The organism is Caulobacter mirabilis, from assembly GCF_002749615.1.
GTDB classification, from domain to species: domain Bacteria; phylum Pseudomonadota; class Alphaproteobacteria; order Caulobacterales; family Caulobacteraceae; genus Caulobacter; species Caulobacter mirabilis.
This window is the reverse complement of sequence record NZ_CP024201.1, coordinates 1,426,637-1,450,293: the sequence shown is the minus strand read 5'-3', so window position 1 is coordinate 1,450,293 and position 23,657 is coordinate 1,426,637. Positions and strand designations below refer to the sequence as shown.

At 69.6% G+C, this 23,657-nt stretch carries 21 protein-coding genes; 11 read left to right on the top strand and 10 right to left on the bottom strand.

Annotated elements, in window-relative coordinates:
- Positions 1 to 6 precede the first annotated feature (6 nt).
- Genes CSW64_RS07085 through CSW64_RS07060 form a run of 6 tightly spaced genes read right to left on the bottom strand, consistent with a single transcriptional unit; the run spans position 7 to position 4,950 of the window.
- Entirely contained in the window at positions 7 to 513 is a 507-nt protein-coding gene (locus tag CSW64_RS07085) for a DUF6882 domain-containing protein (RefSeq protein ID WP_099621450.1), read from the bottom strand.
- The gene (locus CSW64_RS07080; RefSeq protein WP_099621449.1) at positions 513 to 1,583 is read right to left on the bottom strand and encodes a homocysteine S-methyltransferase family protein; all 1,071 of its coding nucleotides are present in this window, start codon (positions 1,581 to 1,583) and stop codon (positions 513 to 515) included. Before CSW64_RS07080 ends, CSW64_RS07085 begins: the two co-directional genes overlap by 1 nt.
- The gene (bla, locus tag CSW64_RS07075) at positions 1,574 to 2,437 is read right to left on the bottom strand and encodes a subclass B3 metallo-beta-lactamase (RefSeq protein WP_099621448.1); all 864 of its coding nucleotides are present in this window, start codon (positions 2,435 to 2,437) and stop codon (positions 1,574 to 1,576) included. The genes CSW64_RS07080 and bla overlap by 10 nt, the downstream gene beginning before the upstream one ends.
- Complete coding sequence (metF, locus tag CSW64_RS07070) at positions 2,434 to 3,375, bottom strand: methylenetetrahydrofolate reductase [NAD(P)H] (RefSeq protein ID WP_099621447.1); 942 nt, start codon at positions 3,373 to 3,375, stop codon at positions 2,434 to 2,436. Before metF ends, bla begins: the two co-directional genes overlap by 4 nt.
- Positions 3,372 to 4,343 carry an ArsR/SmtB family transcription factor gene (locus tag CSW64_RS07065; protein WP_099621446.1) on the bottom strand — a complete coding sequence of 324 codons (972 nt, stop codon included), beginning with the start codon at positions 4,341 to 4,343 and terminating at the stop codon, positions 3,372 to 3,374. Before CSW64_RS07065 ends, metF begins: the two co-directional genes overlap by 4 nt.
- Positions 4,344 to 4,398: 55 nt before the next feature.
- Positions 4,399 to 4,950 carry a TetR/AcrR family transcriptional regulator gene (locus CSW64_RS07060; RefSeq protein ID WP_216361248.1) on the bottom strand — a complete coding sequence of 184 codons (552 nt, stop codon included), beginning with the start codon at positions 4,948 to 4,950 and terminating at the stop codon, positions 4,399 to 4,401.
- A 140-nt stretch (positions 4,951 to 5,090) separates the two neighbouring features.
- On the opposite strand from CSW64_RS07060, the gene CSW64_RS07055 reads away from it, so the two are divergent.
- The 4 genes from CSW64_RS07055 to CSW64_RS07040 all read left to right on the top strand — a co-directional run bounded on the left by CSW64_RS07055 (position 5,091) and on the right by CSW64_RS07040 (position 7,701).
- Positions 5,091 to 5,702, top strand: a complete 612-nt coding sequence (locus CSW64_RS07055) for a glutathione binding-like protein (protein WP_099621444.1) — start codon at positions 5,091 to 5,093, stop codon at positions 5,700 to 5,702.
- 126 nt (positions 5,703 to 5,828) lie between these two features.
- Positions 5,829 to 6,251, top strand: coding sequence for a response regulator (locus tag CSW64_RS07050; protein WP_099621443.1), 423 nt, complete (start codon positions 5,829 to 5,831; stop codon positions 6,249 to 6,251).
- Between the two features lie 79 nt (positions 6,252 to 6,330).
- Positions 6,331 to 6,930 (top strand): ArsR/SmtB family transcription factor, encoded by a 600-nt coding sequence (locus CSW64_RS07045; RefSeq protein WP_099621442.1) that lies wholly within the window; start codon positions 6,331 to 6,333, stop codon positions 6,928 to 6,930.
- A gap of 9 nt (positions 6,931 to 6,939) precedes the next feature.
- Positions 6,940 to 7,701, top strand: coding sequence for an SRPBCC family protein (locus tag CSW64_RS07040; protein WP_150131353.1), 762 nt, complete (start codon positions 6,940 to 6,942; stop codon positions 7,699 to 7,701).
- A 368-nt stretch (positions 7,702 to 8,069) separates the two neighbouring features.
- Here the strand turns inward: CSW64_RS07040 and CSW64_RS07035 are convergent, their stop codons facing one another.
- Positions 8,070 to 9,026 (bottom strand): 2-hydroxyacid dehydrogenase, encoded by a 957-nt coding sequence (locus CSW64_RS07035; protein ID WP_099621440.1) that lies wholly within the window; start codon positions 9,024 to 9,026, stop codon positions 8,070 to 8,072.
- A 111-nt stretch (positions 9,027 to 9,137) separates the two neighbouring features.
- Between CSW64_RS07035 and CSW64_RS07030 the strand changes: the two genes are divergently transcribed.
- Positions 9,138 to 9,641 (top strand): AAA family ATPase, encoded by a 504-nt coding sequence (locus tag CSW64_RS07030; RefSeq protein WP_099621439.1) that lies wholly within the window; start codon positions 9,138 to 9,140, stop codon positions 9,639 to 9,641.
- Here the strand turns inward: CSW64_RS07030 and ettA are convergent.
- Complete coding sequence (gene ettA, locus CSW64_RS07025) at positions 9,638 to 11,305, bottom strand: energy-dependent translational throttle protein EttA (protein ID WP_099621438.1); 1,668 nt, start codon at positions 11,303 to 11,305, stop codon at positions 9,638 to 9,640. The two genes, CSW64_RS07030 and ettA, sit on opposite strands and share 4 nt — an antisense overlap.
- Before the next feature lie 166 nt (positions 11,306 to 11,471).
- Between ettA and CSW64_RS07020 the strand changes: the two genes are divergently transcribed.
- The 3 genes from CSW64_RS07020 to CSW64_RS07010 all read left to right on the top strand — a co-directional run bounded on the left by CSW64_RS07020 (position 11,472) and on the right by CSW64_RS07010 (position 15,996).
- On the top strand, positions 11,472 to 11,888 hold the full coding sequence (locus CSW64_RS07020) for a hypothetical protein (RefSeq protein WP_099621437.1): 417 nt from the start codon (positions 11,472 to 11,474) through the stop codon (positions 11,886 to 11,888).
- 157 nt (positions 11,889 to 12,045) lie between these two features.
- A complete protein-coding gene (locus tag CSW64_RS07015) occupies positions 12,046 to 14,343 on the top strand; it encodes a TonB-dependent receptor (protein WP_099621436.1) in 2,298 nt (765 codons plus the stop codon).
- Positions 14,344 to 14,445: 102 nt separating this feature from the next.
- Positions 14,446 to 15,996, top strand: a complete 1,551-nt coding sequence (locus CSW64_RS07010) for an amidase (RefSeq protein ID WP_216361247.1) — start codon at positions 14,446 to 14,448, stop codon at positions 15,994 to 15,996.
- A gap of 190 nt (positions 15,997 to 16,186) precedes the next feature.
- Here the strand turns inward: CSW64_RS07010 and CSW64_RS07005 are convergent, their stop codons facing one another.
- Positions 16,187 to 17,581, bottom strand: a complete 1,395-nt coding sequence (locus tag CSW64_RS07005; protein ID WP_099621435.1) for a right-handed parallel beta-helix repeat-containing protein — start codon at positions 17,579 to 17,581, stop codon at positions 16,187 to 16,189.
- 8 nt (positions 17,582 to 17,589) lie between these two features.
- Complete coding sequence (locus CSW64_RS07000; protein ID WP_150131352.1) at positions 17,590 to 19,074, bottom strand: tetratricopeptide repeat protein; 1,485 nt, start codon at positions 19,072 to 19,074, stop codon at positions 17,590 to 17,592.
- Between the two features lie 302 nt (positions 19,075 to 19,376).
- Here CSW64_RS07000 and CSW64_RS06995 point away from each other — a divergent pair, with 302 nt between their 5' ends.
- From CSW64_RS06995 to CSW64_RS06985, 3 genes are all read left to right on the top strand, one after another.
- Positions 19,377 to 21,074 carry a vWA domain-containing protein gene (locus CSW64_RS06995; protein ID WP_342745849.1) on the top strand — a complete coding sequence of 566 codons (1,698 nt, stop codon included), beginning with the start codon at positions 19,377 to 19,379 and terminating at the stop codon, positions 21,072 to 21,074.
- A 43-nt stretch (positions 21,075 to 21,117) separates the two neighbouring features.
- Positions 21,118 to 22,932, top strand: coding sequence for a glycoside hydrolase family 15 protein (locus CSW64_RS06990; protein ID WP_099621433.1), 1,815 nt, complete (start codon positions 21,118 to 21,120; stop codon positions 22,930 to 22,932).
- Positions 22,933 to 23,226: 294 nt separating this feature from the next.
- Positions 23,227 to 23,649 (top strand): CBS domain-containing protein, encoded by a 423-nt coding sequence (locus CSW64_RS06985; RefSeq protein WP_099621432.1) that lies wholly within the window; start codon positions 23,227 to 23,229, stop codon positions 23,647 to 23,649.
- The last annotated feature ends 8 nt before the right edge of the window (positions 23,650 to 23,657 follow it).

Genomic DNA, 23,657 nt, shown 5'->3' with positions numbered 1-23,657 from the left:
CTCTCATCAGTTCAGTTCCGTCAGGATCAACGACTTGATGGTGAAGAACACCGCGCTTTCCCCTCGTCCGGTTGGACCACGATAGGCGCCGAGAGCGTCGGTAAGCTTCGCCGTCGCCGCAGTCAGCCGCCAAGCCATCGCATCGAGATCAGCAGCTTTGACACTAGGGCTCGAAAGAACATCGACGCCGAAGTCGTGTCCAAATGTCCGCGTTAGCAGCGCGTCCGCGCAGTAGGCCGGCGGAAGGGACTCGTTCGCCCAAGCCCAAAGCCAGTCCTCGCTTCCTCGCGTGCCGACGATCTGGATACTCGCCACAAGCCTCACCCGCCCCTCGTGGGAGAAGGTCAGTTTTCCGTTTGCGAGATCGGCATCCCAGCGGTCCCAGCGACCCAAGCCATAGTCACTCGTGAGGGCTTGTTGCTTCTCAAGCAGTTCTTGTTCCGCGACCTGAGCCCACGACTCAAACCCGAAGGCCTTCGGCGCCGCCCGTTTGAAAATGTCGAACAGCCCCATCAGACCAGCTCGAACGGCTCCAGCCCGGCCAGGCGCATGGCCTTGGGCCGTTCCGGGATCTGGCGCGGGGTCACGCCCCTCACCTCGTCGGCGACGTGCCTGATGTGGTCGGGCGTGGTGCCGCAGCAACCGCCCAGGATGTTGACGATGCCGTCCTTGGCCCATTCGTGCAGCTCGTGGGCGGTCTCGTGCGGCTCCTCGTCGTACTGGCCCATGGCGTTGGGCAAGCCGGCGTTGGGATAGGCCGCGACCAGGGTGTCGGCCACCCGCGCCAGTTCGGCGATGTGCGGCCGCATCAGGTCGGCGCCGAGCGCGCAGTTGAAGCCCACGGCGAAGGGCTTGGCGTGCTTGACGCTGTTCCAGAAGGCCTCGGCCGTCTGGCCCGACAGGGTGCGGCCCGAGCGGTCGGTGATGGTGCCGCTGATCCAGATCGGCAGCGCCTCGTAGCCCTCGTCCTCGAGGTCGAGGATGGCCTTGATCGCCGCCTTGCAGTTCAGCGTGTCGGTGATGGTCTCGATCAGATACAGGTCCACCCCGCCCTCGTGCAGGGCCAGCACCTGCTCGCGGTAGGCGTCGTAGACCTGGTCGAAGGTGATCAGCCGCGCGCCGGGATCGTTCACGTCCGACGACATCGACAGCATCTTGTTCAGCGGCCCGATCGAGCCGGCGACGAAGCGCGGCTTGTCCGGCTCGGCGGCCGTCCAGCGATCAGCGACCTCACGCGCCAGCTGCGCGCCGCGCAGGTTGATGTCCCGCACCGCGCTCTCGAGCTTGTAGTCCTCCTGCGCGATCCAGGTGGCGCTGAAGGTGTTGGTCTCGGAGATGTCGGCCCCGGCGGCGTAGTAGGCGTCGTGCAGCTTGCTGACCAGGTCGGGCCGGGTCAGGCACAGGATGTCGTTGTTGCCCTTCAGCTGTCCGGGATGGTCTGGGAACAGGTCGGCGCGGAAGTCCTCTTCAGAGAGGCCCTCCTTCTGGAACATCACGCCCCAGGAGCCGTCCAGGATCAGGATGCGCTCCCTGGAGATGCGCTTCAGGGCCTCGATGCGTTCGGCGCGGGTCATCACTTGCATCCTTGCTTGGCGCAGGCCGCTTCGAAGTCCGCCTTGGACTCGGCGACGATGCGTTGCAGTTCCGTCGGATCGACGAAGGGGTTCGGTCGGCCCGGCTTGAGGCGCGCGCGCTTCTCGGCGAGATCGAACTGTTCGGCGTGCGGGGCCAGGAAGACGTCGGCCTTCGTCGCTTCCAGGGTCCGGAAGGTCTTTCGATAGTCGTCGACGATGCCCGGATACTGCGGTTTCGGCGCCAGCCTGTTCAGCGCCACCGAGGTCGAGCAGTAGTAGAGCGCCTGCCGCGTCCGGCCGTCGACCTTCAGCGGGAAGGCCCAGGTGGTGCAGCCCGGGCTGTGGCCGGCCGTGACGCGGGCGGTCAGGGTCACGCCGCCCAGGCTGACGGTGTCGCCGTCCTTGAGGACGCGGTCCACCTTGACCGGCGGGAACTTCAGGTCGGCCCGCGTCTCGACGCCGACATAGGTTCCGGTCTGGAGCTGCTGGACATCGCCGGCGGCGGCGGCCAGCTGGGCCCCGCTGTCGCGCTTGATCGCGGCCAGGCCGGCGGCGTGGTCGAAGTGGGCGTGGCTGTTGAGCAGAATCTTCACGTCCTCGACCCGGAAGCCCAGCTTGCGGATGTTGGCCTCGATGGCCGGGACGTTCTCCGCCATCGGCGCATCGATCAGGATGTGGCCCTTGGGCGTGGTCAGCAGCCAGGCCGAGAGCCCCGCGCTGCCGACGTAGTAGAGGTTGTCGGCCAGGTGGAAGGGCTCGGTCGGTTGGGTCCAGTTGGCGGGCCAGGCGGGCTTTTCGTGGGCCTGGGCGGCGACGGCGACAAGCGCGGCCGCCGCGCCGAGCAGAAGGGCTCGCAACCTCATGCCGCAGCCTCCGACGACGACGACGCCGTTTCCCGCACGCCGAGCACGCGGCAGATGGCGTAGACCAGATCGGCCCGGTTCAGGGTGTAGAAGTGGAAGTCGCTGAAGCCTTGCTCCTCGAGCTTGGCGCACATCTCGGCGGCGACGGAGCAGGCGATCAGCCGGCGCGTCTCGGGATCGTCGTCCAGGCCGTCGAACAGGTTGCCCAGCCAGGACGGCAGCGAGGTCCCGCAGGCGGCGGCCATCTTCACCAGGCCCTTGTAGTTGCTGACCGGCATGATGCCGGGCGAGATCGGAATGGTGATCCCGGCCGAGCGCGCCTTGTCGATGAAACGCAGGAAGGCGTCGATGTCGAAGAAGAACTGGCTGATGCCGCGCGTCGCGCCGGCGTCGACCTTGGCCTTCAGGACATCGATGTCGTGGGCGAGGTTGGGACTTTCCGGGTGACCTTCCGGATAGACGCCGACCAGCACCTCGAACGGGTTGATGGCGGTGATCGCCTGGGTCAGTTCGGTGGCGTTGGCGTAGCCGTCGGCGCGGGGCGTATAGACGCCGCCGATGCCGCTGGGCGGGTCGCCACGCAGGCTGACGATGTGGCGCACCCCGGCGGCCCAATATTCGCGGATGACCTCGTCGACCTCCTCGCGCGAGGCCTCCACGCAGGTCAGGTGCGCGGCGGGCTTCAGCGAAGTCTCGTCGATGATCCGCTTCACCGTCCGGTGCGTGCGCTCGCGGGTCGAGCCGCCGGCGCCGTAGGTGACCGAGACGAAGTCGGGCGCGAGCGGCTCCAGCCGACGGATGGCCGACCACAGGTTGGCCTCCATCTCCGGCGTCTTCGGCGGGAAGAACTCGAAACTGATGCCAAGCGGGCGGGCGGCGCGCTCCCCGGACCGGGCGACCGGACCGATGACACGACGGGCGGCGGGCGCGGAACTCATGCGGCGCTCCTTTCGGCGAAGGCCGGGCGGATGCCCGTCCAGATCTTGACGGTGAGCCCCTCCCCCGAGACGGGGGGCAGGGCCTGGGTGCGTTTCAGCGCCAGGCCCGAGGCGGCGAACCAGCGCTCGATCTCCTCGTCGGAGAAGCCGAGGCGGCGGTGCTGGTGCTGTTCGCGCAGGAACTCCAGCGTGTGCGGCGCGAAATCGATGATCAGCAGGCGGCCGCCCCGGGCGACCAGCCGGCCGGCTTCGGCGACGGCGGCCGCCGGGTCGCCCAGGTAGTGAAGCACCTGATGAACGGTGACGAGGTCCGCGCTCTGGTCGGGCAGACCGGTGGCGAAGATGTCGCCGTGGCGCAGCTCGCAGATCGACAGCCCCGCCTCGCCGACATTCAGCCGGGCGATGTTCAGCATCTGCTGCGACAGGTCCAGGCCGAGCGCCCGGCTCGCCCGGCCGCCGAGCAGAGTCAGCATCCGGCCGGTGCCGGCCCCCAGGTCCACCAAACGGCCGACCGGTCCCTCGCCCGCGGCCGCCTCGATCGCGGCCTCGACCTCGGCCTCGGAGACGTAGAGCGAGCGGATCTCGTCCCAGCGCGCGGCGTTGCGAGCGAAGTAGGCGGCGGCTTCGGACGATCGCTCGGTCTCGACCTGGGCCAGCTGCTCGGCGTCGCGGCGGACCGTCGCGTCGTCGGCGTCGATCAACGCCAGCACATGGTCGGCCAGCATCCGACCGCCGCCGCCCGCGGCGAGCCGATAGAAGACCCAGGCCCCGTCGGGGAAGCGTTCGACCAGCCCGGCCTCCGCCAGCAGCTTCAGATGACGCGAAACCCGGGGTTGGCTCTGGTCCAGGACGCGGCACAGCTCCAGCACCGACAACTCCTCCCGCGCCAGCAGGGCGAGCATGCGCAGCCGCGTCGGCTCGCCGGCGGCGCGCAGGATTTCGACCGTCTGTGCGGAAGACAGCTTCATATGGGACATAAAGATATCTTTATGTGATTATGTCAATGGATTTGGCGCTGGCGGCCTAGCCGCAAACCGCTGTGGCGGCGGCGTTCGCCAGCCTTCCCAGCGCCTCGCGGGAGAAGCCTGCGCGGGACCGGATCGCCAACCCGTGCAGCGCGCTCATGGCGACGTAGGTCAGGGTCGGCACATCGGCGTCCGCCGGCAGGTCGCCGTCCACGACCGCCCTCTGCAATCGCTCCGCCATCAGAGTGTCCATCTGCTCGAACGATTCCCTCAGGACGGCGCGAACCTCGACGTCGGACACCGCGTCGGCCAGCGCCGTGCCGACCAGGAAACAGCCGCGGCCGCTGTCCCGGTCCCCGATGTAGAGATCGACGGCCCGGCTGTAAAAGTTCGCCAGCGTCGCCTTCAGGTCGCCCCGGAACGCCAGCCCGGCCCGGGTGGCCGCCAGCATCCCCTCCGCCTGCCCCTTGAGGGCGGCGAGGTAGAGCGAGTGCTTGTCCCCGAACGCGGCGTAGAGGCTGGGCCGGTTCATGCCAGTCGCCGCGGCGAGGTCGTCGAGCGATGTGGCGGAGTAGCCCGCCTCCCAGAAGGCGTCGCGGGCCGCGGCCAACGCCGCGTCCGGATCATAGCTGCGAGGACGCCCCCGCCCCCGACCTTCTGATTTTTGTACCATGTCGCAAACAAACCTTGACCGCCGCATATTTATGCGAAACGGTATGAAATTATAAGCCCGCTCGACGGAGACCCGCCATGGACCTGTATTTCTCCCCCCTCGCCTGTTCGTTGGCTACCCGGATTTCACTCTACGAGGCCGGCGCGGAAGCGCGCTTCCTGCCGGTGGACCTCAAGACCAAGACCCTCGGCGACGGCGCCGACTTCCTGGCGGTGAACCCCAAGGGCCAGGTGCCGGTGATCCGCACCGACGACGGCGAGGTGCTGACCGAGAACGCCGCCATCCTGAGCTATCTCGCCGAACGCCACCCCGCCGTCGGCGCGGACGGCTTCGAGGCTGTCCGCCTCCGGGAATGGCTGAGCTTCCTGGGTTCGGAACTGCACCGCGGCGTCTTCGGCGTGCTGCTGTCCCATGTCGCCGGCGACGGGGCCAAGGCCTTCGCCCGCACCGAGTCCGTGGCGCGGCTGACGCACCTGAACCAGCGCCTGAAAGATCGCGATTTCCTGGTCGGCGACCGGTTCACCGTCGCCGACGCCTACCTGACCACCATCCTGAACTGGAACCAGGCCGTACGGCTCGACCTCGAGCCCTATCCGCACCTGGTCGCCTATCATCGCCGCATGCTGTCCCGTCCGGCGGTGCTCAAGGCCGTGGCCGAAGAGCGCGAGCTCTACGCGGCGGCGGCCTGACCCTGGGGCCGGCGGAGGGATGGCCCATGCCCTCCGCCGGCCCATTTCGGGTTCGGGATTCACCAGCCGTCAAGACCAAGCAGGCATAGCGTCAGGCTAGTAACTCGCCCGAGGCGAAAGAGGCTTATGTCTGCTCTGTCGAAATGCCGTGTATTGCTGGTCGACGACAACAAACACGCGCGCATGTTCCTCAGCCAGATCCTGGACGCGGCTGGCGTCGAGATCGCCCAGGCCGCCAGCGGACCCGAGGCGCTGACGCTGCTCGCCGCGATCCGCGTCGATGCGGTCATCGCCGACATGTACATGCAGCCGATGGACGGCATCACCCTCACCGCCGCCATCCGCGCCTCAAAGGATCCCATGGTCTCCGGCCTGCCGGTGATCATGGCCTCGGCCCAGACCAGCAAGGCCATCGTCGAAGGCGGAATGGCGGCCGGCGCCACCGGCTTCCTGGCCAAGCCCTTCTCGCCCATGGCCGTGCTCACGCGGCTGGAAGCGGCGCTTGCGCCGCCCCCGCCCCCCGCCCGGCAAGCCACCGCCTACATCTGACGCGACCGCCGGCGTCGCCCGAGACGGCGATTTCTCGACTCATTTGACAAGAATTATTTTCTATTGAATCGTGCGCGGCATGAGCGGACCCACGATCGCCCTGCTGCAGGACGCCGACCGGCTGCGAACGGCGCTGTCGCCCGTGCGGCGCGCCTTGCTGGAACAGCTGCAGACGCCGGCCTCGGCCTCGCAGCTCGCCGAGACCCTGGGCATGAGCCGCCAGAAACTGAACTATCATCTGCGCGCCCTGGAGGCGGCGGGACTGATCCATCTGGTCGAGGAGCGCCGACGCCGCGGCTTCGTCGAGCGGGTCCTGGCGGCGACGGCCGACCGGCTGGTCGTCGACCCCGCTCTGCTCGCGCCCACGGAACCGGAACAGGCCGCCGCGCAAGATCGCTACGCGGCGGGCCACCTGGTCGCCGCGGCGACCGGCGTCGTCCGCGACGTGGCGCGCATGCAGTCCGCCGCCGAACTGGAAGGCAGCCGCCTTCTGACCTTCACCCTGGAGGCCGAGATCGCGTTTGCGCGGCCGGCCGACCTGGAACGCTTCGCCGAGGCGCTGGCCGAGGCGCTCGCCTCGACCGCCGCCCGTTTCCACAGCGCCGATCCTGGCGCGCGCCGCTACCGCCTGGTCGCCGGGGGCCATCCCGCCCCCGTCCCCGCCGGAACGGAACACTAGGAGGACCGAATGTCTCCAGTACCCGAGAGCGTGCTTGTCGAAGTGACCGTTTCAGCCTCGGCGGACGACGCCTGGGACGCCCTGCGCGACCCGGCCCGCATCGCCCAGTGGTTCGGCTGGGACGCCGACACCCTGCCCGGCGAGATCGCCTACATCTTCCATGATCACACCCAGGTCGACGCCCCGCGCCGGACGCTGACCTTCGTGGGCATGCCCGATCGCTTCGAAGTCGAGGACATCGGCGACGGAAAAGCCGTCGTCCGCCTGGTTCGTTCCGGCAGCGCCCGGACCCAGACCGACTGGGAAGGCCTGTACGACGACATGATCCAGGGCTGGATCACCTTCGTCCAGCAGCTGGGCTTCGCCCTCGACCGGCACCGCGACGACCGCCGCCGCACGCTCTACCTGAGCGGCCTCGCCGACACCCTCCAGGCCGCGCGACCGTCCGCGGCGATGGGCCTGGACACGATCCGCGCCGCTGCGCCCGGCTCCCACTACGCCGTCGAGGCCGCCGGCGAGCGGCTCAGCGGCGAGGTCCGCTTCGTCACCGCCCTGCAGACCGGCCTGACCGTCGACGGCTGGGGGGATGGCCTGCTGGTGCTGGTGGACCGCCCCTCGATCGACGGCCAGCCGGTCGGCGGCTGGGCCGTCCTGACAACCTACGGCCTGGACGACGACGCTTTCGACGCCTTCCAGGCCCGCTGGAACGAGTGGTGGACCACCCGCTACCCCGACGAGCGCCCAGGCTGCATGGAAGGGCCGGAGAGCTGAAGCCAGTCGACATTCAGCCTGGGCGTGTCCTTTGTCATCCGCGGGTCCTCGCGAAGGCGGGGACCCAAGCTGGTTTTCAGATCGGCCCTGATCGACGAAGCCGCACGGTCGGCTTGGGTCCCCGCCTTCGCGGGGACATACGGTGATGGGGGCGCATTCAGCGTGAAGCTCGATTGACCCAGACTTGACGTCCTTCGCTCCAGGCCACAAAGTGATATCACTTTGATATTGCCTTGCGCCGTGTCGGCGTCGGGAAAACCGGAGGCCCCACCCATGCTCGGCGTCGTTCTCACCACTCCGCGTAAGCGTCTCGTCGCGGCCGTCCTCTTCGGCGGTCTGCTCGCGGGCGGCGCCCTGCTGGCGCTGCTTCAGTCCTGAACCGGCGAGAGCAGCGGCTCGGCGTGGAAGAACCGGCGCAGGTTCTCCAGCGCCTGGCCGACCATCTTCGGAATGCTCTCCAGCGTGCCGCCCGCCGTGTGCGGCGTCAGAACCGTGTTGGGCACGTCCTTCCAGCGGGCTGACGGGGTCGGTTCGGTCTCGAAGACGTCCAGCGCGGCCATGCCCAGGGTCCCGGCCTTCAGCCCCTCGATCAGGGCGTCCTCGTCGATCACCGAGCCGCGCGAGACGTTGACGATACAGCCGCGCGGCCCGACCGCCTCGATCACCGCCTTGGAGATCAGGCGACGGTTGGCGGCGCCGCCGCGGCAGGCCACGAACAGGACGTCGCTGTCGCGGGCCAGGGCCATCAGGCTCTGGGCGCGAGGCCAGGCGGCCTCCTTCGGGTTCGGTCCCCACCAGGACACGGACAGCCCGAAGGCCTGGACGCGGTTGGCGATCGCCGTCCCGATCGAGCCCAGGCCGACGATCCCGGCCTTGCGCCCGAACAGGCCCGACCGCGGCCGCATCCGCTCCGCGGGGGTCCAGCGCCCTTCCCGCACGATCCGGTCCCCGGCGACAATGCCGCGCCAGGCGGCGACGAAGGATCCCACCGCATGGTCGGCCACGTCGTCGGCGTTCTGGCCATGGGAATGGGTCACCGCGATGCCGTGCGCGCGGCACCAGGGTATGTCGACGCCGTCGTAGCCGACGCTGACGCAGGCGATCAGGCCCAGCCGCGGCATCTCGGCCAGGAAATCGGTCGGCAGCTTGACCTCCCCGGCGTGGACGATCGCCTGAACCTCGCGCCCCGGCCCCTCGAGGAAGGCCAGTCGGTCGGCGGCCTCCCACAGACGCAGGACGCGGTAGGTCGGTTCGAGCGCCGGCTGCATGGGCAGCAGCATCTCGTGCGACAGGAGGAGGACGGGTTGCGAGCCGGTGTCTTTCATGACCGTGACTCTGCGCTCGTCTGGACGGGCGTCAATCGCACGAGGTCGTGAGCCGGCCGCCGGGCCGCTGCGCTAGAGTATCCGGAAACATCCGCTGACGGACCGACCGCCATGCGCCGCATCACCGTCCTGGGTTGCCCAGGAACCGGCAAGTCCACCCTCGCCCGCGCCCTGGGCGAGCGGCTCGGCCTGCCGGTGGTCCATCTGGACATCCTGCACTGGACGCCGGGCTGGATCGCGCGGGATGAGGCCGACTTCCGCGCCAGGGTCGCTCAGGCCGTCGCGGACGGAGCCTGGGTGATGGACGGAAATTTCGACGGCTCGCTCGACCTGCGCCTGCCGCGGACGGACACGATCGTGCTGCTGAAGCGGTCACGCTGGCTCAGCCTGTGGCGCGCGATCAAGCGATGGCTGACCTGGCGCGGCCGAACCCGCCCGGACCTCGCCGACGGCTGCCCCGAGGCCCTGGACCTCGCGTTCTACCGCTATATCTGGAACTTCGAGCGCGACGTGGCCCCCAGGACCCGCGCCAAGATCGAAGCGTTCGGCGCCCATGCGTCGCTGATCGTGCTGACCAGCGACGCCGAGACCGAACGTTTCCTGTCGTCCCTCTAGCGGGCGAACTTCTGGAACTTGATCCGATGCGGGATCAGGCTGTCGGTGCCGAGGCGACGCTTCTTGTCTTCCTCGTACATCTCGAAGTTGCCCTCGAACCATTCGACGTGGCTGTCGCCCTCGAAGGCCAGGATGTGGGTCGCCAGCCGGTCCAGGAACCAGCGATCGTGGCTGATGACCACGGCGCAGCCGGCGAACTCTTCCAGCGCCTCTTCGAGGTTCTGCAGGGTCTCGATGTCCAGGTCGTTGGTCGGTTCGTCGAGCAGGATCAGGTTGCCGCCGGTGGCCAGGGTCTTGGCCAGGTGGACGCGGTTGCGCTCACCGCCCGACAGCAGGCCGACCTTCTTCTGCTGGTCGCCGCCCTTGAAGTTGAACGAGCCGACGTAGGCGCGGCTGTTGATCTCGCGCTTGCCGACCATCATCACGTCGGTGCCGCCGCTGATCGCCTGCCAGACGGTGTCGTTCGGGTTCAGGTCGTCGCGGCTCTGGTCGACATAGGCCAGCTTCACCGTCTCGCCGACGCGGACCGTGCCGGCGTCGGGCTGCTCCTGGCCGGTGATCAGCTTGAACAGGGTCGACTTGCCGGCGCCGTTCGGGCCGATGACGCCGACGATGCCGTTCGGCGGCAGCTTGAAGGTCAGGTCCTTGAACAGGACCTTGTCGCCGTACTCCTTCTCCAGGTTGGCGACTTCCAGCACGACGTTGCCCAGGCGCGGGCCCGGCGGGATCTGGATCACGGCGTGGGTCTGGGCCTTGGCCGACCCTTCCTGCTCGGCGACCATCCGCTCGTAGGCGGCCAGACGGGCCTTGGACTTGCTCTGGCGGGCCTTGGCGTTGGAGCGCACCCAGTCCAGTTCGCGGGTGAGCGCGCGCTGGCGGGCTTCCGATTCCGACTGTTCCTGGACGACGCGCTTGGTCTTGGCTTCCAGCCACGAGGAGTAGTTGCCCTCGTGCGGGTGGCCCTTGCCGCGGTCCAGCTCCAGCGTCCACTTGGTGACCTGGTCGAGGAAGTAGCGGTCGTGGGTGACCAGGATCACGCACCCCGGGAAGGCTTCCAGGTGATGCTGCAGCCAGGCCACGGACTCGGCGTCCAGGTGGTTGGTCGGTTCGTCGAGCAGCAGCATGTCCGGCTTGCTGAGCAGCAGGCGGGCCAGGGCCACGCGGCGCTTCTCGCCGCCCGACAGCTTGGTCACGCCGCTGTCGTTGGGCGGACAGCGCAGGGCGTCCATCGCCATCTCGATGCGGCTGTCGATGTCCCACAGGTCGCCGGCGTCGATCTTCTCCTGGAGGGTGGTCATCTCCTCCATGAGCTCGTCGGTGTAGTTCTCACCCAGCTCGGCCGCGATCGCGTTGTAGCGGTCGACGATCAGCTTCTCTTCACACCAGGCGATGACGTTTTCCCAGACGGTCTTGCTGTCGTCGAGATGCGGCTCCTGCTCCAGGTAGCCCATCTTGGTGCCGTCGGCGGCCTTGGCCTCGCCCGAGAATTCCTTGTCGATGCCGGCCATGATCTTCAGCAGGGTCGACTTACCCGAGCCGTTGACGCCGACGACGCCGATCTTGGCGTCCGGATAGAACGACAGCCAGATGTTCTCGAACACCTTCTTGCCGCCGGGATAGGCCTTGGTCAGGCCCTGCATCTGGAAAATATGTTGGGCGGCCATGCGGGGTCGCGCTCGCTTTCGGAAGTTTCGAACTGAATGGGGTCGCGCGGATGTAGCGACCAGGGGCCCGGAAAGCAATGGATCGCGCCTCTGACGCCTCGGCGCTTCCCCCTGACCGCCGCCTTGCTCTAGAGATGCTGTCCAGCGTCCAAGGGGGGTTCGCGCCATGACCATCCGTTTCGCCGCCATGCTGCTGGCCGTCGCCCTGCCTTCGCTGGCCGTGGCGGGGGCCGAGACCATCCGGGCCGCGCCGGTGACGGCCGCGCCGCTGGCGCCTGCCGCCCCGGCGACGCCCGAGTCCGAGACGCCGGACGAGACCACCGCCCGCCTCAACGCCACGATCCAGACCAAGGCCGCCGCGGCGGAGGCGCGTGACCGGGCCCGCGACGCCGCCTACGCCGCGGACGTGGCCGCCTACGAGGCCCGGAAGAAGGCTCAGGCCGCCGAGCAGGACCGCCTCGAGGCCGAGTATCAGGCTCGCGCCGCCGCCGAGGACGCCGCCTACGCCCAGGAGATCGCCGCCTGGAAGGCCCGCGTGAAGGCCTGCAAGGCCGGCGACAAGACCCAGTGCGCGCAGAAGTAGACGCGTCGATCGCCGGTCTCGCCTCACGGTAAGCCTGTCGCAAGACCGCCCGAAAAACATCGTTTCCCCGTCGCGGAAGCTTCGCCGCGCCGTCGCACGCCCCCTCTAGCGCCAGGACGCCCGCGCCTCCCCGGCGCGGTCGCAGAGGGGATTCGCAATGAAACATCACCTGATCGCCGGCGCGGCGTCCGTCGCGCTGCTGGCCGCCTGTGGGACCGCCCAGGCCGCCGAGGCGGAAGCCGCCACGACCGTCTCGGCCGAGGCCGAGGTCGAGGCCATCGTCGTCTACGGCCAGGGCCAGAGCCGCCAGGTCCAGACCATGACCCAGGAGCAGCTGACGCTTGAAGCGGCCGGGACCAGCCCGCTGAAGGCGATCGACAAGCTGCCGGGCGTCACCTTCCAGTCGGCCGATGCGTTCGGCGCCTACGAATGGTCGACCCGCATCTCGATCCGCGGCTTCGACCAGAACCGCCTGGGCTTCACCCTGGACGGCGTGCCGCTGGGCGACATGACCTACGGCAACCACAACGGCCTGCACGTCAGCCGCGCGGCGATCAACGAGAACATCGGCCGGGTCGAGCTGGCCCAGGGCGCCGGCTCGCTGTCCACGGCCTCGACCTCGAACCTGGGCGGCACGCTGCAGTTCTTCACCCGTGATCCGTCGGAGGACTTCCATGTCCAGACCGACGTCACCTACGGCTCGGAGAACACCCTGCGCGGCTTCGCCCGGCTCGACACCGGCGCGCTGGAGGCCCTGGGCGGTCTGCGCGGCTACGTTTCGGTCGTCAAGCAGACCGCCGACAAGTGGAAGGGCGGCGGCGAACAGAAGCAGTTCCAGTATGACATCAAGGCGGTGCTGCCGATCGGCGACGACGGCTCGCTGACCGCCTTCTTCAACCATTCCGAACGCCGCGAGCAGGACTACCAGGACATGTCGTTCGACATGATCAAGCGTCTGGGCCGCGACTGGGACAACACCAAGCCGAACTGGAAGCTCGCGATCGACGCGGCCCAGGCCTACAACACCGGCCGTCCGCTGCCCGCGCCGTTCGCCACCGTCGACGACGCCTACTACGCCGGCGCCGGCGTGCGCGACGACAGCCTCTACGGGATCACCCTGGACATGCCGCTGGCCGAGGGCCTGCGCCTGCAGGCCACCGCCTATGGCCACAAGAACGAGGGCCAGGGGCTCTGGTATACGCCCTACGTCACGAGCCCCGGCTGGGGCACGGTCGGCTCGACCGCTGCGCCGCTGTCGATCCGCACCACCGAGTATGACATCGACCGCAAGGGCCTCATCGGCGGGCTGACGCTGGAGCTGGGCGACCACCGGGTCAGCGGCGGCTTCTGGGTCGAGAGCAACGACTTCCACCAGGCCCGTCGCTTCTACGCCGAGACCGCGGCCGCCCCGTCGCGCAACAGCCTGGACTTCCAGTCGAACCCGTTCTTCACCCAGTGGGAGTACGACTTCAACACCGAGACCCGGCAGCTGTATCTGCAGGACGTCTGGTCGCCGACCGAGGCGCTGAAGATCAACTTCGGCTTCAAGTCGGTGCAGGTCCGCAACTCGGTCAGCCGCATCGCCGGCAATCCGCTGAAGGCGACCCTGGAGTCCGAGGACTGGTTCCTGCCGCAGATCGGCGTGGTCTACCGGTTCGACGACGGCCTGGAAGTGTTCGGCGGCTACACCGAGAACATGGCCGCCTTCGTCTCGGCCGCCACCGCCGGCCCGTTCAGCTCGCAGAGCCAGACCGTGGTCGACTACATCGCCAAGAACCTGAAGGCCGAGACCTCGAAGACCTTCGAGGCCGGGGTCCGCTACCACAACAGCCGCTTCCAGGGCGTGGCGGCGGTCTACCATGTCACCTTCGACAACCGCCTCGGCGCCGCCAGCAGCGCGCCGCCGATCCTGGGCCTGCCCTCGGTGCTGTCGAACGTCGGCTCGGTGGAGACCAAGGGCGTCGAGCTGGCCGGCGAGTTCCGGATCGCCGACGACTGGAGCCTGTACGGCAGCTACGCCTACAACGACTCCCAGTACCAGGACGACGTCGTTTCGGCGAACGGGACGGTGGAGATGCGCACCGCCGGCAAGGAGGTGGTCTTCACCCCGAAGAACCTGGCCAAGCTGGAGCTGCGCTACGACAACGGCGGCCTCTACGGCCGGCTTGGCGTCGGCTTCACCGACGAGCGCTGGTACACCTTCGAGAACCTGGGCGGCCAGGTCGACGGCTATGTCCTGACCGACCTGACCGTCGGCTACCGCTTCGAGGACGCGTCCAGCCCCTGGCTGCGCGGGCTGGAGGTCCAGGCCAACGTCACCAACCTGATGGACGAGGACTACATCTCGACCGTCGGCTCGGGCGGCGCGGCCAAGAGCGACGTGGCCGGCACGGCCATGACCCTGCTGCCGGGCGCCCCGCGCCAGGCCTTCGTGACCATCCGCAAACAGTTCTGACGGACGCCGGGCCGGCGGTTCACGTCGCCGGCCCTTCCCTTCTCTCTCTTGTTCCGGCGCGGCGAGGCGTCCTTAGTAGGCGGGCTGTTCAGGAACCCGCCGATGCGCCGTCTCGCCGCCACCCTCATGGTCCTCGCCGTCGCCGCCCCGGCCGCCGCCACGCCGCCGCCGGATCCCAGGCATCGGGTGAGCGAAACCCTGGAGCAAAACGAGGCCAGCATCCGCATCGAGCCCTCGGCGGCGGCCGTGTCGTACTTCCGGGGCCGGATCGACACCTTCGATCCCCGGCTGCGGTCGGTGATCGCCGTCAATCCCGACGCAACGACCCAGGCCGAGGCCTCGGACCGCCGCCGGATCGCGGCGGGCCGGCTCGGCCCGCTCGAGGGCGCCGTCATCCTGGTCAAGGACAACATCGAGACCCTGGACCCGATCGCGACGACGGCCGGCTCCCTGGCCCTGAGCGGCAACGTCACGGGCCGCGACGCGCCGGTCGTCGCCCGACTGCGGGCCGCCGGGGTGGTCGTCCTAGGCAAGACCAACCTGTCGGAGTGGGCCAACATCCGCTCGGAACATTCGCTCAGCGGCTGGAGCGCCGTCGGCGGCCAGACCCGCAACCCCTACGACCTCAGCCGCAGCCCCTGCGGCTCCTCCTCCGGCAGCGCCGTGGCCGTCACGGCCGGGCTGGCCCAGGCGGCGCTCGGGACGGAGACCGACGGCTCGATCACCTGCCCGGCGGCGGTCAACGGCCTGGTCGGGCTCAAGCCCACGGTCGGCCTGGTCTCGCGCACCCACATCGTGCCGATCAGCGCCAGCCAGGATACGGCCGGGCCGATGACGCAGACGGTGAAGGACGCGGCCATGCTGCTGACCGCCATGGCCGGTTCCGACCCGGCCGACCCCGCCACCCGCGAGGCCGACGCCCGCCGCCAGGACTATGTCGCCGGCCTGAAGCCCGACGCCCTGAAGGGAGTCCGGATCGGGGTGATGCGCTACGCCGCCGGCTTCCATCCCGAGACGGACGCGGTCTTCGCCCAGGCCCTGAAGACGCTGGAGGCGCAGGGCGCGACCCTGGTCGAGATCGACGCCTTCCCGAACGGCGACAAGATCGGCGGCCATGAAATGACGGTGCTGATGACGGAGCTGAAGGCCGGGCTGAACGCCTACCTCGCCTCCACCGATCCGGAGAAGGTCAAGACGCGCAGCCTCGCCGACCTGATCCGGTTCAACCGCTCGTTCGCCGACAAGGAGATGGCGCTGTTCGGCCAGGACCTGTTCGAGCGCGCCGAAGCGACCAAGGGCCTGGACGACCCGGCCTATCGCAAGGCCAAGGCCGAGGCCCATCGCCTGGCGGGGCCGGAAGGGATCGACGCCCTGCTGGCCAAGCACCGGGTCAGCGCGCTGGTCGGCCCGACCCTGGCGCCGGCCTGGCCGATCGATCCGGTGCTGAAGGACCGCTACGTCGGCGGCGGCGCGGGCAACGCCGCGGCGGTGGCCGGCTATCCGCACCTGACCGTGCCGATGGGCGTGGTCCAGGGCCTGCCCGTCGGCCTGTCGTTCGTGGGCGCCAAATGGAGCGACGGCCTGCTGCTGGCCTACGGATACGCCTACGAGCAGGCCGCCCACGCGCGGCGCAAGCCGGTGCTGGAGCCGTAGGGGCCTCTACATCCGTCATCCTCGCGCTCCTCGCGAGGACCCATGAACACAGCGAACTGCAGAAGGGAGGCGGATCGTTCCGCGCTCTCTTTCCTTCGCGCACCACGCATGGGTCCTCGCGACAGGCGCGAGGATGACGGAGTGGGGAAGGATCCGGGACACGTACGCTGCGCGTACATGTCCCTCCACCCTACCGCCGCCCCCAGCCGCGCTTGGGCTTGGACGGGGGCTGGGAGGGCGGCAGGGCCGAGGGCGCGCCGTCGCGGGCGTAGCCGCGGTCGTAGCCGTCGCTCTCCCACCAGCTGCGCCCGGCGTCGCCGCCGAAGTCGCTCTCGTCGCGCAGGGCCTGGGGCAGCCGGTCGCCGCGCAGGCAGTGCAGGCCCTGGTCCCAGCGCTCGCCCCAGCAGTCGCCGTCGTAGTAGACCCAGTTGTCGGCCACGTCGGCGGTGGCGCCGCGTTCGACCCAGATCGGCCGCCGGCTCCAGTCGTGGATGCGGTTGCGCTGGATCACGGCATGGCCGCCGGCGATGTAGACGCCCACGTCCTGCGAGCCGATCGCCGACTCGGTGAACCGCAGCTGGCCGTCCGAGACCACCCCGACCGTGGTGCGGCAGAAGCGGCTGCGCGAGACGTCGACCTGGGCCCCGCGGTCCAGGTGCAGGCCGTTGCGCCAGCCGCAGACCACGACGTTGCGGACGGTTAGGTTTCCCGACCCGCTGCGCAGACCGCGGACCAGGACGCCGTTGCCGGCCGAACCGGCGGTCTGGCGGGTCATGATCCCGGTCTGGTCGATGCGGCTCTCGCCCGAGGCCGGGGTCACGTCGACGCCGGTCTCCTCGCCGATGATGCGGGTGCGGGCGATGTCCAGCACCGCGCCATCGGCGACAAGGGCCGCGTCCCAGGTGCGGGCGTCGACCACGCTTTCGCGCAGGATCAGCCGTCCGCCGGCGGCGTAGACTGCGGGGCTGTCGCCCCAGTAGTCGACCTTGGTCCGGACCAACGCGACCTCAGCGTCCCAGGCCTCGACGCAGGCCGCGCGGCCAGCCTTGGCGGCGGTCAGGGTCAGGTCGCGGACTTCCACCCGCGCGCCGGGCGCCACGCGCAGGCAGGGCGCGCCGTCGGGGGCGGAGATGCCGGCCGGCTGCGGATTGGGGCCGGCGTCGAACAGCGGGATTCCCTCCCCGGCGATGATCGCCGAGCGCTCGACCAGCACCGTCTCGCGGCAGACGCCGCCGCGTGAGCGGACATAGAGGATGCCGCCGTCGACCAGGTACTGCAGCGCGTCCGAGATCGGCGTCGGCCCCGCCCAGGGATCGCCGCAGTCGACGGTGATGACCTGCTGGTCGGGCCGCCAGCCGGGCGGCGGATAGCCGCCGGGCCAGCCCGGACGCGGACGGCCCCACTTGTAGCGGCCGGGCTTCCAGCGGTCGGGCCGGGCCCGCGGCTTCAGCGGCGGGGTGATCAGGCCGCCGAAGTTGGGCCGGATCTGCTGGTCCACCCGCGCGGCCTGGTCCGGAAAGGCCTCGGCCGTGCTCGCCGTCGCCGCCAGGGCGATCGCGGCCGCGGCCGCCGTCAGGAGACGCATGGAGATCCTCATGGCAGATAGTCCCTGTCGCGCGGCGCCGGCCGGGGCCGCGACACCTGGGCCAGCACCTGCTGCAGCCGGCCGATCGACGGCTTGAAGCCCGAGAGGGCGGAGTCGATCTGGTAGACCACGGCGCTGGCCTTGTCCTGGTCGGCCACGCCCTGGACCCCCAGCGAGAAGAAGGTCGACATCGCGTACTTGGCCTCGGCCGAGCCCTGCTTGTCGGCCTCGGCGTACCAATGGAAGGCGCGGGCGTAGTCGCGTGGCACGCCGACGCCCTCGGAGTACATCACGGCCAGGACCAGCTGCGCCTTGGGCGATCCGTTCACCGCCGCGTACTGGATGGCCCGGACCTTCTCGATCGGCTGGAAACTGCCCGTCTGAGGCCGGCCGATCATGGCCTGGAAGCTCTGGATGTCGCCCGGATAGAGCGCCCTCTCCTCGGCCACCGGCTTGGGCGTGACCCGCAGATAGGTCAGCGCCTCGGCGATGTGCACGAACGGCAGTTCCCTCAGCCGGGTCAGCGCGGCCTGCTGGCCGTCGTTGTACTGGTCGCTCTCGTCGGAGTGCGGCACCCCCGATTCCGGCGCCTGGGGCGGATAGAACTCGAACGGCGGGATCCAGCGGCGCGCCTTCTGCTCGACGAAGCCGCCGGCCGCCGCCCGTTGCGCCGAGGACCGCTCGAAGTCCTTCAGCATCACATAGGCGCCGACGTCGCCGGTCTGCACCGCCAGGTAGTTGTAGAGATAGGCGTCGACGTCGTTGCGCGGGAACAGGTTCAGCACCGCCGGCGCGCCGGGCTTGTAGGGCTTGCCGCGCGCCTCCGCCGCCTGTCGGTTGTCGGACGGCTCGCCGAAGGCCCCGAAGAAGCCGTCATGCATCCGGGCCAGGGTGCGATAACCCTCGGCGCCCTGGGTCGACAGCACATAGATGACCCGGTTGCGGACCTCGTCCTGCTCGTCGGTGGTCATCTTCGACAGCAGGTCGTCGAGCGCGCGATAGGCGATCCGGCGCTCGACCGCCCGGCAGTCGTCGAAGCGCGACGTTCCCTTGGCGCCCTGCTGGCCGCGCCGGTCATAGGCGGCGATCGGGGCGTAGCCGTCCGGATTGGTCAGGGCCAGGGCGTACCAGACCGCCGCCTCGACCTCGTCCTGCAGGTTCTTGTCGGCCGCGCGCTTGCCCTCGTAGCGGCGGCCGAGCTCGAGCTGCGAGAAGAAGTCGCCGGTGAAGCCGCGCCGGCGCAGGGTGCGGACCTCGATCTGCTGGGCGTTGAACTGCGGCTGGGTCCCGGCCGGCAGCTGCGGCCGCGGACAGGCGACCTCGCCCCGCCGGCTGAACCAGCTGTCCGGGCTGGTGTCGCAGCCGACCAGCGGCAGAATCACCGCGCCGACCAGGGCCGCGATCGAGACGTTCCGCAGGACCGGCCCGCCCGTCACGGAATCAGGCGCGCCGGCGTCCGCCGCCATGGACGGGGCGTCGCGTGTCTCCTGCATCTCCAGCCCCCTTGCGCCCGCCGTTAACCATTTCGGCGAACGTGACTCTGGCAATCCCAAGGGGCGAGTCAAGCTCGCCCGACGGGTGTGCCGCCCACAAAATCGAGGAGGAAAGTCCGAAGACGGATCGCCGTTCGCCTGCCAGGCGACTAACCGCGAATAATGATCACCGAACGCCCCTATCCGGGCTCTCGTAAGCCCTGTTTTCGCCGTACGAAACAGCGAAGTTTGTTTCAGGGACGCAAGATCGAGAGAATCGTATGCCTGGAGCCAGGTCTCTTCGCCCTATCGTCAGCCTCAGCGTGACCGCCGCGCTCCTGGCGGCCTCGGCGGCGCCGTCGGCCTACGCCGCGCCCGCGACGGCCCTGGACGGAGAGCCCACGGCGGCGGCCTGCGAGACGCTGGGTTTCAGGCCATCGACCTACAACGAGGAAGCCCGCTTCGTCCGCGGAAGAGCCGGCCTCGCTGCTCCCAGCGCCGGCTTCCTGGCCAAGCCCGCGCCCCAGATGCTGATCGCGCCCGCCCCGCCGCTTCCGCCGGGCGTGACGCCCTACCCCGGACCGCGGCCGGGCGCCGTCGAGACCGAGAAATACCCGTCCGCCGTCGCCAATCCGATCAGGCGGACGGTCGAGGAGCCGGTCTCGACCTTCTCGATCGACGTCGACACCGCCGCCTATTCCAACACCCGGCGCTTCCTGAAGGACGGCAAGCTGCCGCCCGCCGACGCGGTGCGGGTCGAGGAGCTGATCAACTACTTCGACTACGCCTATCCCAAGCCGATGAACCGGGATCAGCCGTTCTCCACCTTCGTCGCCACCGCGCCGTCGCCCTGGTCCAAGGACCGCCGGCTGATCCATATCGGCCTGCAGGGCTACGAGTTGCCGCGCGCCGAACAGCCGCCGCTGAACCTGGTGTTCCTGATCGACACCTCCGGCTCGATGCATGACGACGACCGGCTGCCGCTGGCCAAGAAGGCGCTGAACACCCTGATCGGCCAGCTGGGCGCCAAGGACACCGTGGCCATGGTCGCCTACGCAGGATCGGCGGGCGCGGTGCTGGCCCCGACCGACGGCCGTCAGAAGCTGAAGATGCGCTGCGCGCTGGAGTCACTGCAGGCCGGCGGCTCGACCGCGGGCGGCCAGGGCCTGGCCCTCGCCTACGACCTGGCCAAGCAGAACTTCGACCCCAAGGCGGTCAACCGGGTGATCCTGCTGACCGACGGCGACTTCAACGTCGGCGTGGCCGATCCCTCGAAGCTGAAGGACTACGTCGCCGACCAGCGCAAGACCGGCGTCTACCTGTCGGTCTACGGCTTCGGGCGCGGCAACTACAACGACCTGATGATGCAGACCCTGGCCCAGAACGGGAACGGGACCGCCGCCTACGTCGACACCTATGACGAGGCCCGCAAGCTGTTCCGCGACGACTTCTCCGGCTCGCTGTTCCCGATCGCCGACGACGTGAAGATCCAGGTCGAATTCAACCCGGCCCAGGTCAGCGAGTACCGGCTGATCGGCTACGAGACCCGGATGCTGAATCGCGAGGACTTCAACAACGACCAGGTCGACGCCGGCGAGGTCGGGTCGGGCGCCTCGGTGACCGCGATCTACGAGATCACCCCGGTCGGCGCGCCGGGCTCCTCCGATCCGCTGCGCTACCAGTCCGCCCGCCCAGCCGCCGCGCCCTCGGCGGAGCTGGCCTTCCTGAAGGTCCGCTACAAGCTGCCCGGCGAGGCGACGTCGCGGCTGATCGACCGACCGATCACGCGCGCCGACGCCAGCCCGACCCTGGCCGCCGCGCCGGAGGCGACCCGCTGGGCCGTGGCGGTCGCCGCCTTCGGCCAGAAGCTGCGCGGCGATCCCAGGCTGGAGACCGGCTTCGGCTGGCCGCAGATCCTCGACCTGGCCCAAAGCGCCCGCGGCCGCGACGAGTTCGGCCTGCGCGCCGAGTTCACCCAGCTGGTCCGGGCCGCTCAGGACGGCAAACGGATCAATGAGTAGTCGACCGGGCGAACCCGTCCCGCCGTCCGGCGTTGTCTCCCGAATGCGACTGAAGATCGAAGACTACGCCCTGATCGGGGACTGTGAGTCCTGCGCCCTGGTCGGGCGTGACGGCTCGATCGACTGGCTGTGCTGGCCCAGGTTCGATTCCGACGCCTTCCTGGCCGCCCTGCTGGGAACGGAGGACCACGGCCGCTGGCGGATCGCGCCGACGGAGCCCCACACGGTCGCCACGCGGCGCTATCGCGGCGACACCTTGATCCTGGAGACCCGGTTCGAGACCGAGACCGGCGCGGCCACGGTGATCGACTTCATGCCGCCGCGCGGCCGGGCGCCGGAGCTGGTGCGGCTGGTCCACGGCGACTGGGGCCGGGTGACGTTCCGTTCCGAACTGCTCGCCCGGTTCGGCTACGGCTCCGATCGCCCCTGGGTGCAGCGGACGGAAGGCGGCGCCCACCGGATGATCGCCGGACCGGACATGGTGCTGCTGCGCACGCCGGTCGGCATCCGCGAGGAGAAAGGCGGCCGGCTGGTCGGCGACTTCGCCGTGGCCGAGGGCGAGACCACGCCGTTCACCCTGACCTGGGCGCCGTCCCACTGCCCCGTCCCGCCCGCCATCAGCCCGCGCCAGGCCCTGGCCGAGACCGAGCAGTTCTGGACCGACTGGAGCGCCCGGGGCGACGTCTCCGGCCGCTGGTCGGGGCCGATCAGGCGCTCGCTGATCACGCTGAAAGCCCTGACCCATGCCCCGACCGGCGGGGTGGTGGCGGCGGCGACCACCTCTCTGCCCGAACAGATCGGCGGCCCGCGCAACTGGGACTACCGCTACTGCTGGATCCGGGACGCGACCCTGACCCTGCTGGCGATGATGAACGCCGGCTACTACGACGAGGCCCAGGCCTGGCGGGACTGGCTGCTCCGCGCGGTGGCCGGCTCGCCCGCCGACATGCGCATCATGTACGGCGTGGGCGGCGAGCGGCGGCTGACCGAGTGGGAGGTCGACTGGCTGCCGGGCTATGAGGGCTCGGCCCCGGTCCGCATCGGCAACGCCGCCTCGACCCAGTTCCAGCTGGACGTCTACGGCGAGCTGGCCGACAGCCTGCACCAGGCCCGGCGCGGCGGCCTGACCGGCAACGAGGCGGCCTGGGCGCTGGAACGGGCCCTGACCGACCATGTCGCCAAGGTCTGGATCGAGCCCGACGACGGCATCTGGGAGGACCGCTCCGAGCGCAAGCACTACACCTTCTCCAAGGTCATGGCCTGGGTGGCCGTCGACCGGGCGGTCAAGGCGGTGGAGAACTACGGCCTGCCCGGAGACCTGGAGCGCTGGCGCGGCCTGCGCGAGGAGATCCGGGCCGACATCCAGGCCAAGGGCTTCGACGCCGAGCGCGGGACCTTCACCCGCGCCTATGGCGGCAAGACGGTGGACGCCAGCCTGCTGCTGCTGGCCGAGCTGGGCTTCGTGGTGCCCGATGATCCGCGCTTCGTCGGCACCGTGGCGGCGGTCGAGCAGGATCTGCTGCGCGACGGCTTCGTGCTGCGCTACGACACCGAACGGGTCGACGACGGCCTGCCGCCGGGCGAAGGCGCCTTCCTGGCCTGTTCGTTCTGGCTGGTGAACGCCTATGTCCTGCTGGGGCGGCAGGCGGACGCGGAGGCGCTGTTCGAGCGGCTGCTGGCGATCCGCAACGATGTCGGGCTGCTGGCCGAGGAGTACGACCCCCACGCGGCTCGCCAGGTCGGCAACTTCCCGCAGGCGTTCAGCCACATCGGCCTGATCAACGCCGCCTTCAACCTGACGCGCGGTGAAAAGCCCGCCGAGCAACGAGCCGAGCTGCTGACCGCGATTGATCCGTAGGCTGAGGGAAACCCGCCCTTCGTCCCGCCGAGCGGGACGAAGGGCGTCTCCGGACGCGGCGAAGGACATTCCCCCCAGAAGCAATCGCCGGTCCTGACGATGCGCCGATCCGGCGCGTCGCCATTGGGCGCGAACATTTTCCCAAGTCGCGCGATCCCGCCATCCCTAAAATTAGGGATATCCAAGGTCAGGGGTGCGACAGGCCGCCGCACCCCGTTCACCGACCCCGGGAACGCGATCGGGGGCCGCCCGTTCTCCGCTTGAACGCCCGTCGGCGTCGAGGAGGAGCAGCGCATGAAGGTTTCCGACATCATGACCCGGGATGTCCGCGTGGCCGGGCCCGACGCCAATCTGCGCGACGTGGCCGAGGCCATGGCCGCCATCGACGCCGGATCCCTGCCCGTCTGCGACGGCAAGAAGCTGCTCGGCATGGTCACCGATCGCGACGTCGTCGTGCGAGCGGTCGCCAAGGGCCTGCCGCCCGAGACCAGCGTCCTGGAGGTGATGACCAAGGACGTCGAGTTCTGCTTCGCCGACGACGGGCTGGTCGAGGCCTGCGGCCAGATGGCCGACCGCAAGATCCGCCGGCTGCCGGTGCTCGACCGCGACCACAACCTGGTCGGCATCGTGTCGCTGGGCGACCTCGCCCGCCAGACCGAGGCCCGCCAGTCCGGCAAGGCCCTGGAGGAAATCAGCAAGCCGGGCCGGCTGCATTAGGCCAGGGT

Bases quoted from the DNA above. Each gene is read 5' to 3' on its own strand.
- CSW64_RS06990 (WP_099621433.1), top strand. From the start codon at position 21,118: ATGCGACTGAAGATCGAAGACTACGCCCTGATCGGGGACTGTGAGTCC.
- CSW64_RS07080 (WP_099621449.1), bottom strand. From the start codon at position 1,583: ATGCAAGTGATGACCCGCGCCGAACGCATCGAGGCCCTGAAGCGCATC.
- CSW64_RS07020 (WP_099621437.1), top strand. From the start codon at position 11,472: ATGACCATCCGTTTCGCCGCCATGCTGCTGGCCGTCGCCCTGCCTTCG.
- CSW64_RS07035 (WP_099621440.1), bottom strand. From the start codon at position 9,026: ATGAAAGACACCGGCTCGCAACCCGTCCTCCTCCTGTCGCACGAGATG.
- CSW64_RS07015 (WP_099621436.1), top strand. From the start codon at position 12,046: ATGAAACATCACCTGATCGCCGGCGCGGCGTCCGTCGCGCTGCTGGCC.
- CSW64_RS07050 (WP_099621443.1), top strand. From the start codon at position 5,829: ATGTCTGCTCTGTCGAAATGCCGTGTATTGCTGGTCGACGACAACAAA.
- CSW64_RS06985 (WP_099621432.1), top strand. From the start codon at position 23,227: ATGAAGGTTTCCGACATCATGACCCGGGATGTCCGCGTGGCCGGGCCC.
- CSW64_RS07055 (WP_099621444.1), top strand. From the start codon at position 5,091: ATGGACCTGTATTTCTCCCCCCTCGCCTGTTCGTTGGCTACCCGGATT.
- CSW64_RS07040 (WP_150131353.1), top strand. From the start codon at position 6,940: ATGTCTCCAGTACCCGAGAGCGTGCTTGTCGAAGTGACCGTTTCAGCC.
- CSW64_RS07065 (WP_099621446.1), bottom strand. From the start codon at position 4,343: ATGAAGCTGTCTTCCGCACAGACGGTCGAAATCCTGCGCGCCGCCGGC.
- CSW64_RS07085 (WP_099621450.1), bottom strand. From the start codon at position 513: ATGGGGCTGTTCGACATTTTCAAACGGGCGGCGCCGAAGGCCTTCGGG.
- CSW64_RS07005 (WP_099621435.1), bottom strand. From the start codon at position 17,581: ATGCGTCTCCTGACGGCGGCCGCGGCCGCGATCGCCCTGGCGGCGACG.
- bla (WP_099621448.1), bottom strand. From the start codon at position 2,437: ATGAGGTTGCGAGCCCTTCTGCTCGGCGCGGCGGCCGCGCTTGTCGCC.
- CSW64_RS07000 (WP_150131352.1), bottom strand. From the start codon at position 19,074: ATGCAGGAGACACGCGACGCCCCGTCCATGGCGGCGGACGCCGGCGCG.
- metF (WP_099621447.1), bottom strand. From the start codon at position 3,375: ATGAGTTCCGCGCCCGCCGCCCGTCGTGTCATCGGTCCGGTCGCCCGG.
- CSW64_RS07030 (WP_099621439.1), top strand. From the start codon at position 9,138: ATGCGCCGCATCACCGTCCTGGGTTGCCCAGGAACCGGCAAGTCCACC.
- CSW64_RS07010 (WP_216361247.1), top strand. From the start codon at position 14,446: ATGCGCCGTCTCGCCGCCACCCTCATGGTCCTCGCCGTCGCCGCCCCG.
- CSW64_RS07045 (WP_099621442.1), top strand. From the start codon at position 6,331: ATGAGCGGACCCACGATCGCCCTGCTGCAGGACGCCGACCGGCTGCGA.
- ettA (WP_099621438.1), bottom strand. From the start codon at position 11,305: ATGGCCGCCCAACATATTTTCCAGATGCAGGGCCTGACCAAGGCCTAT.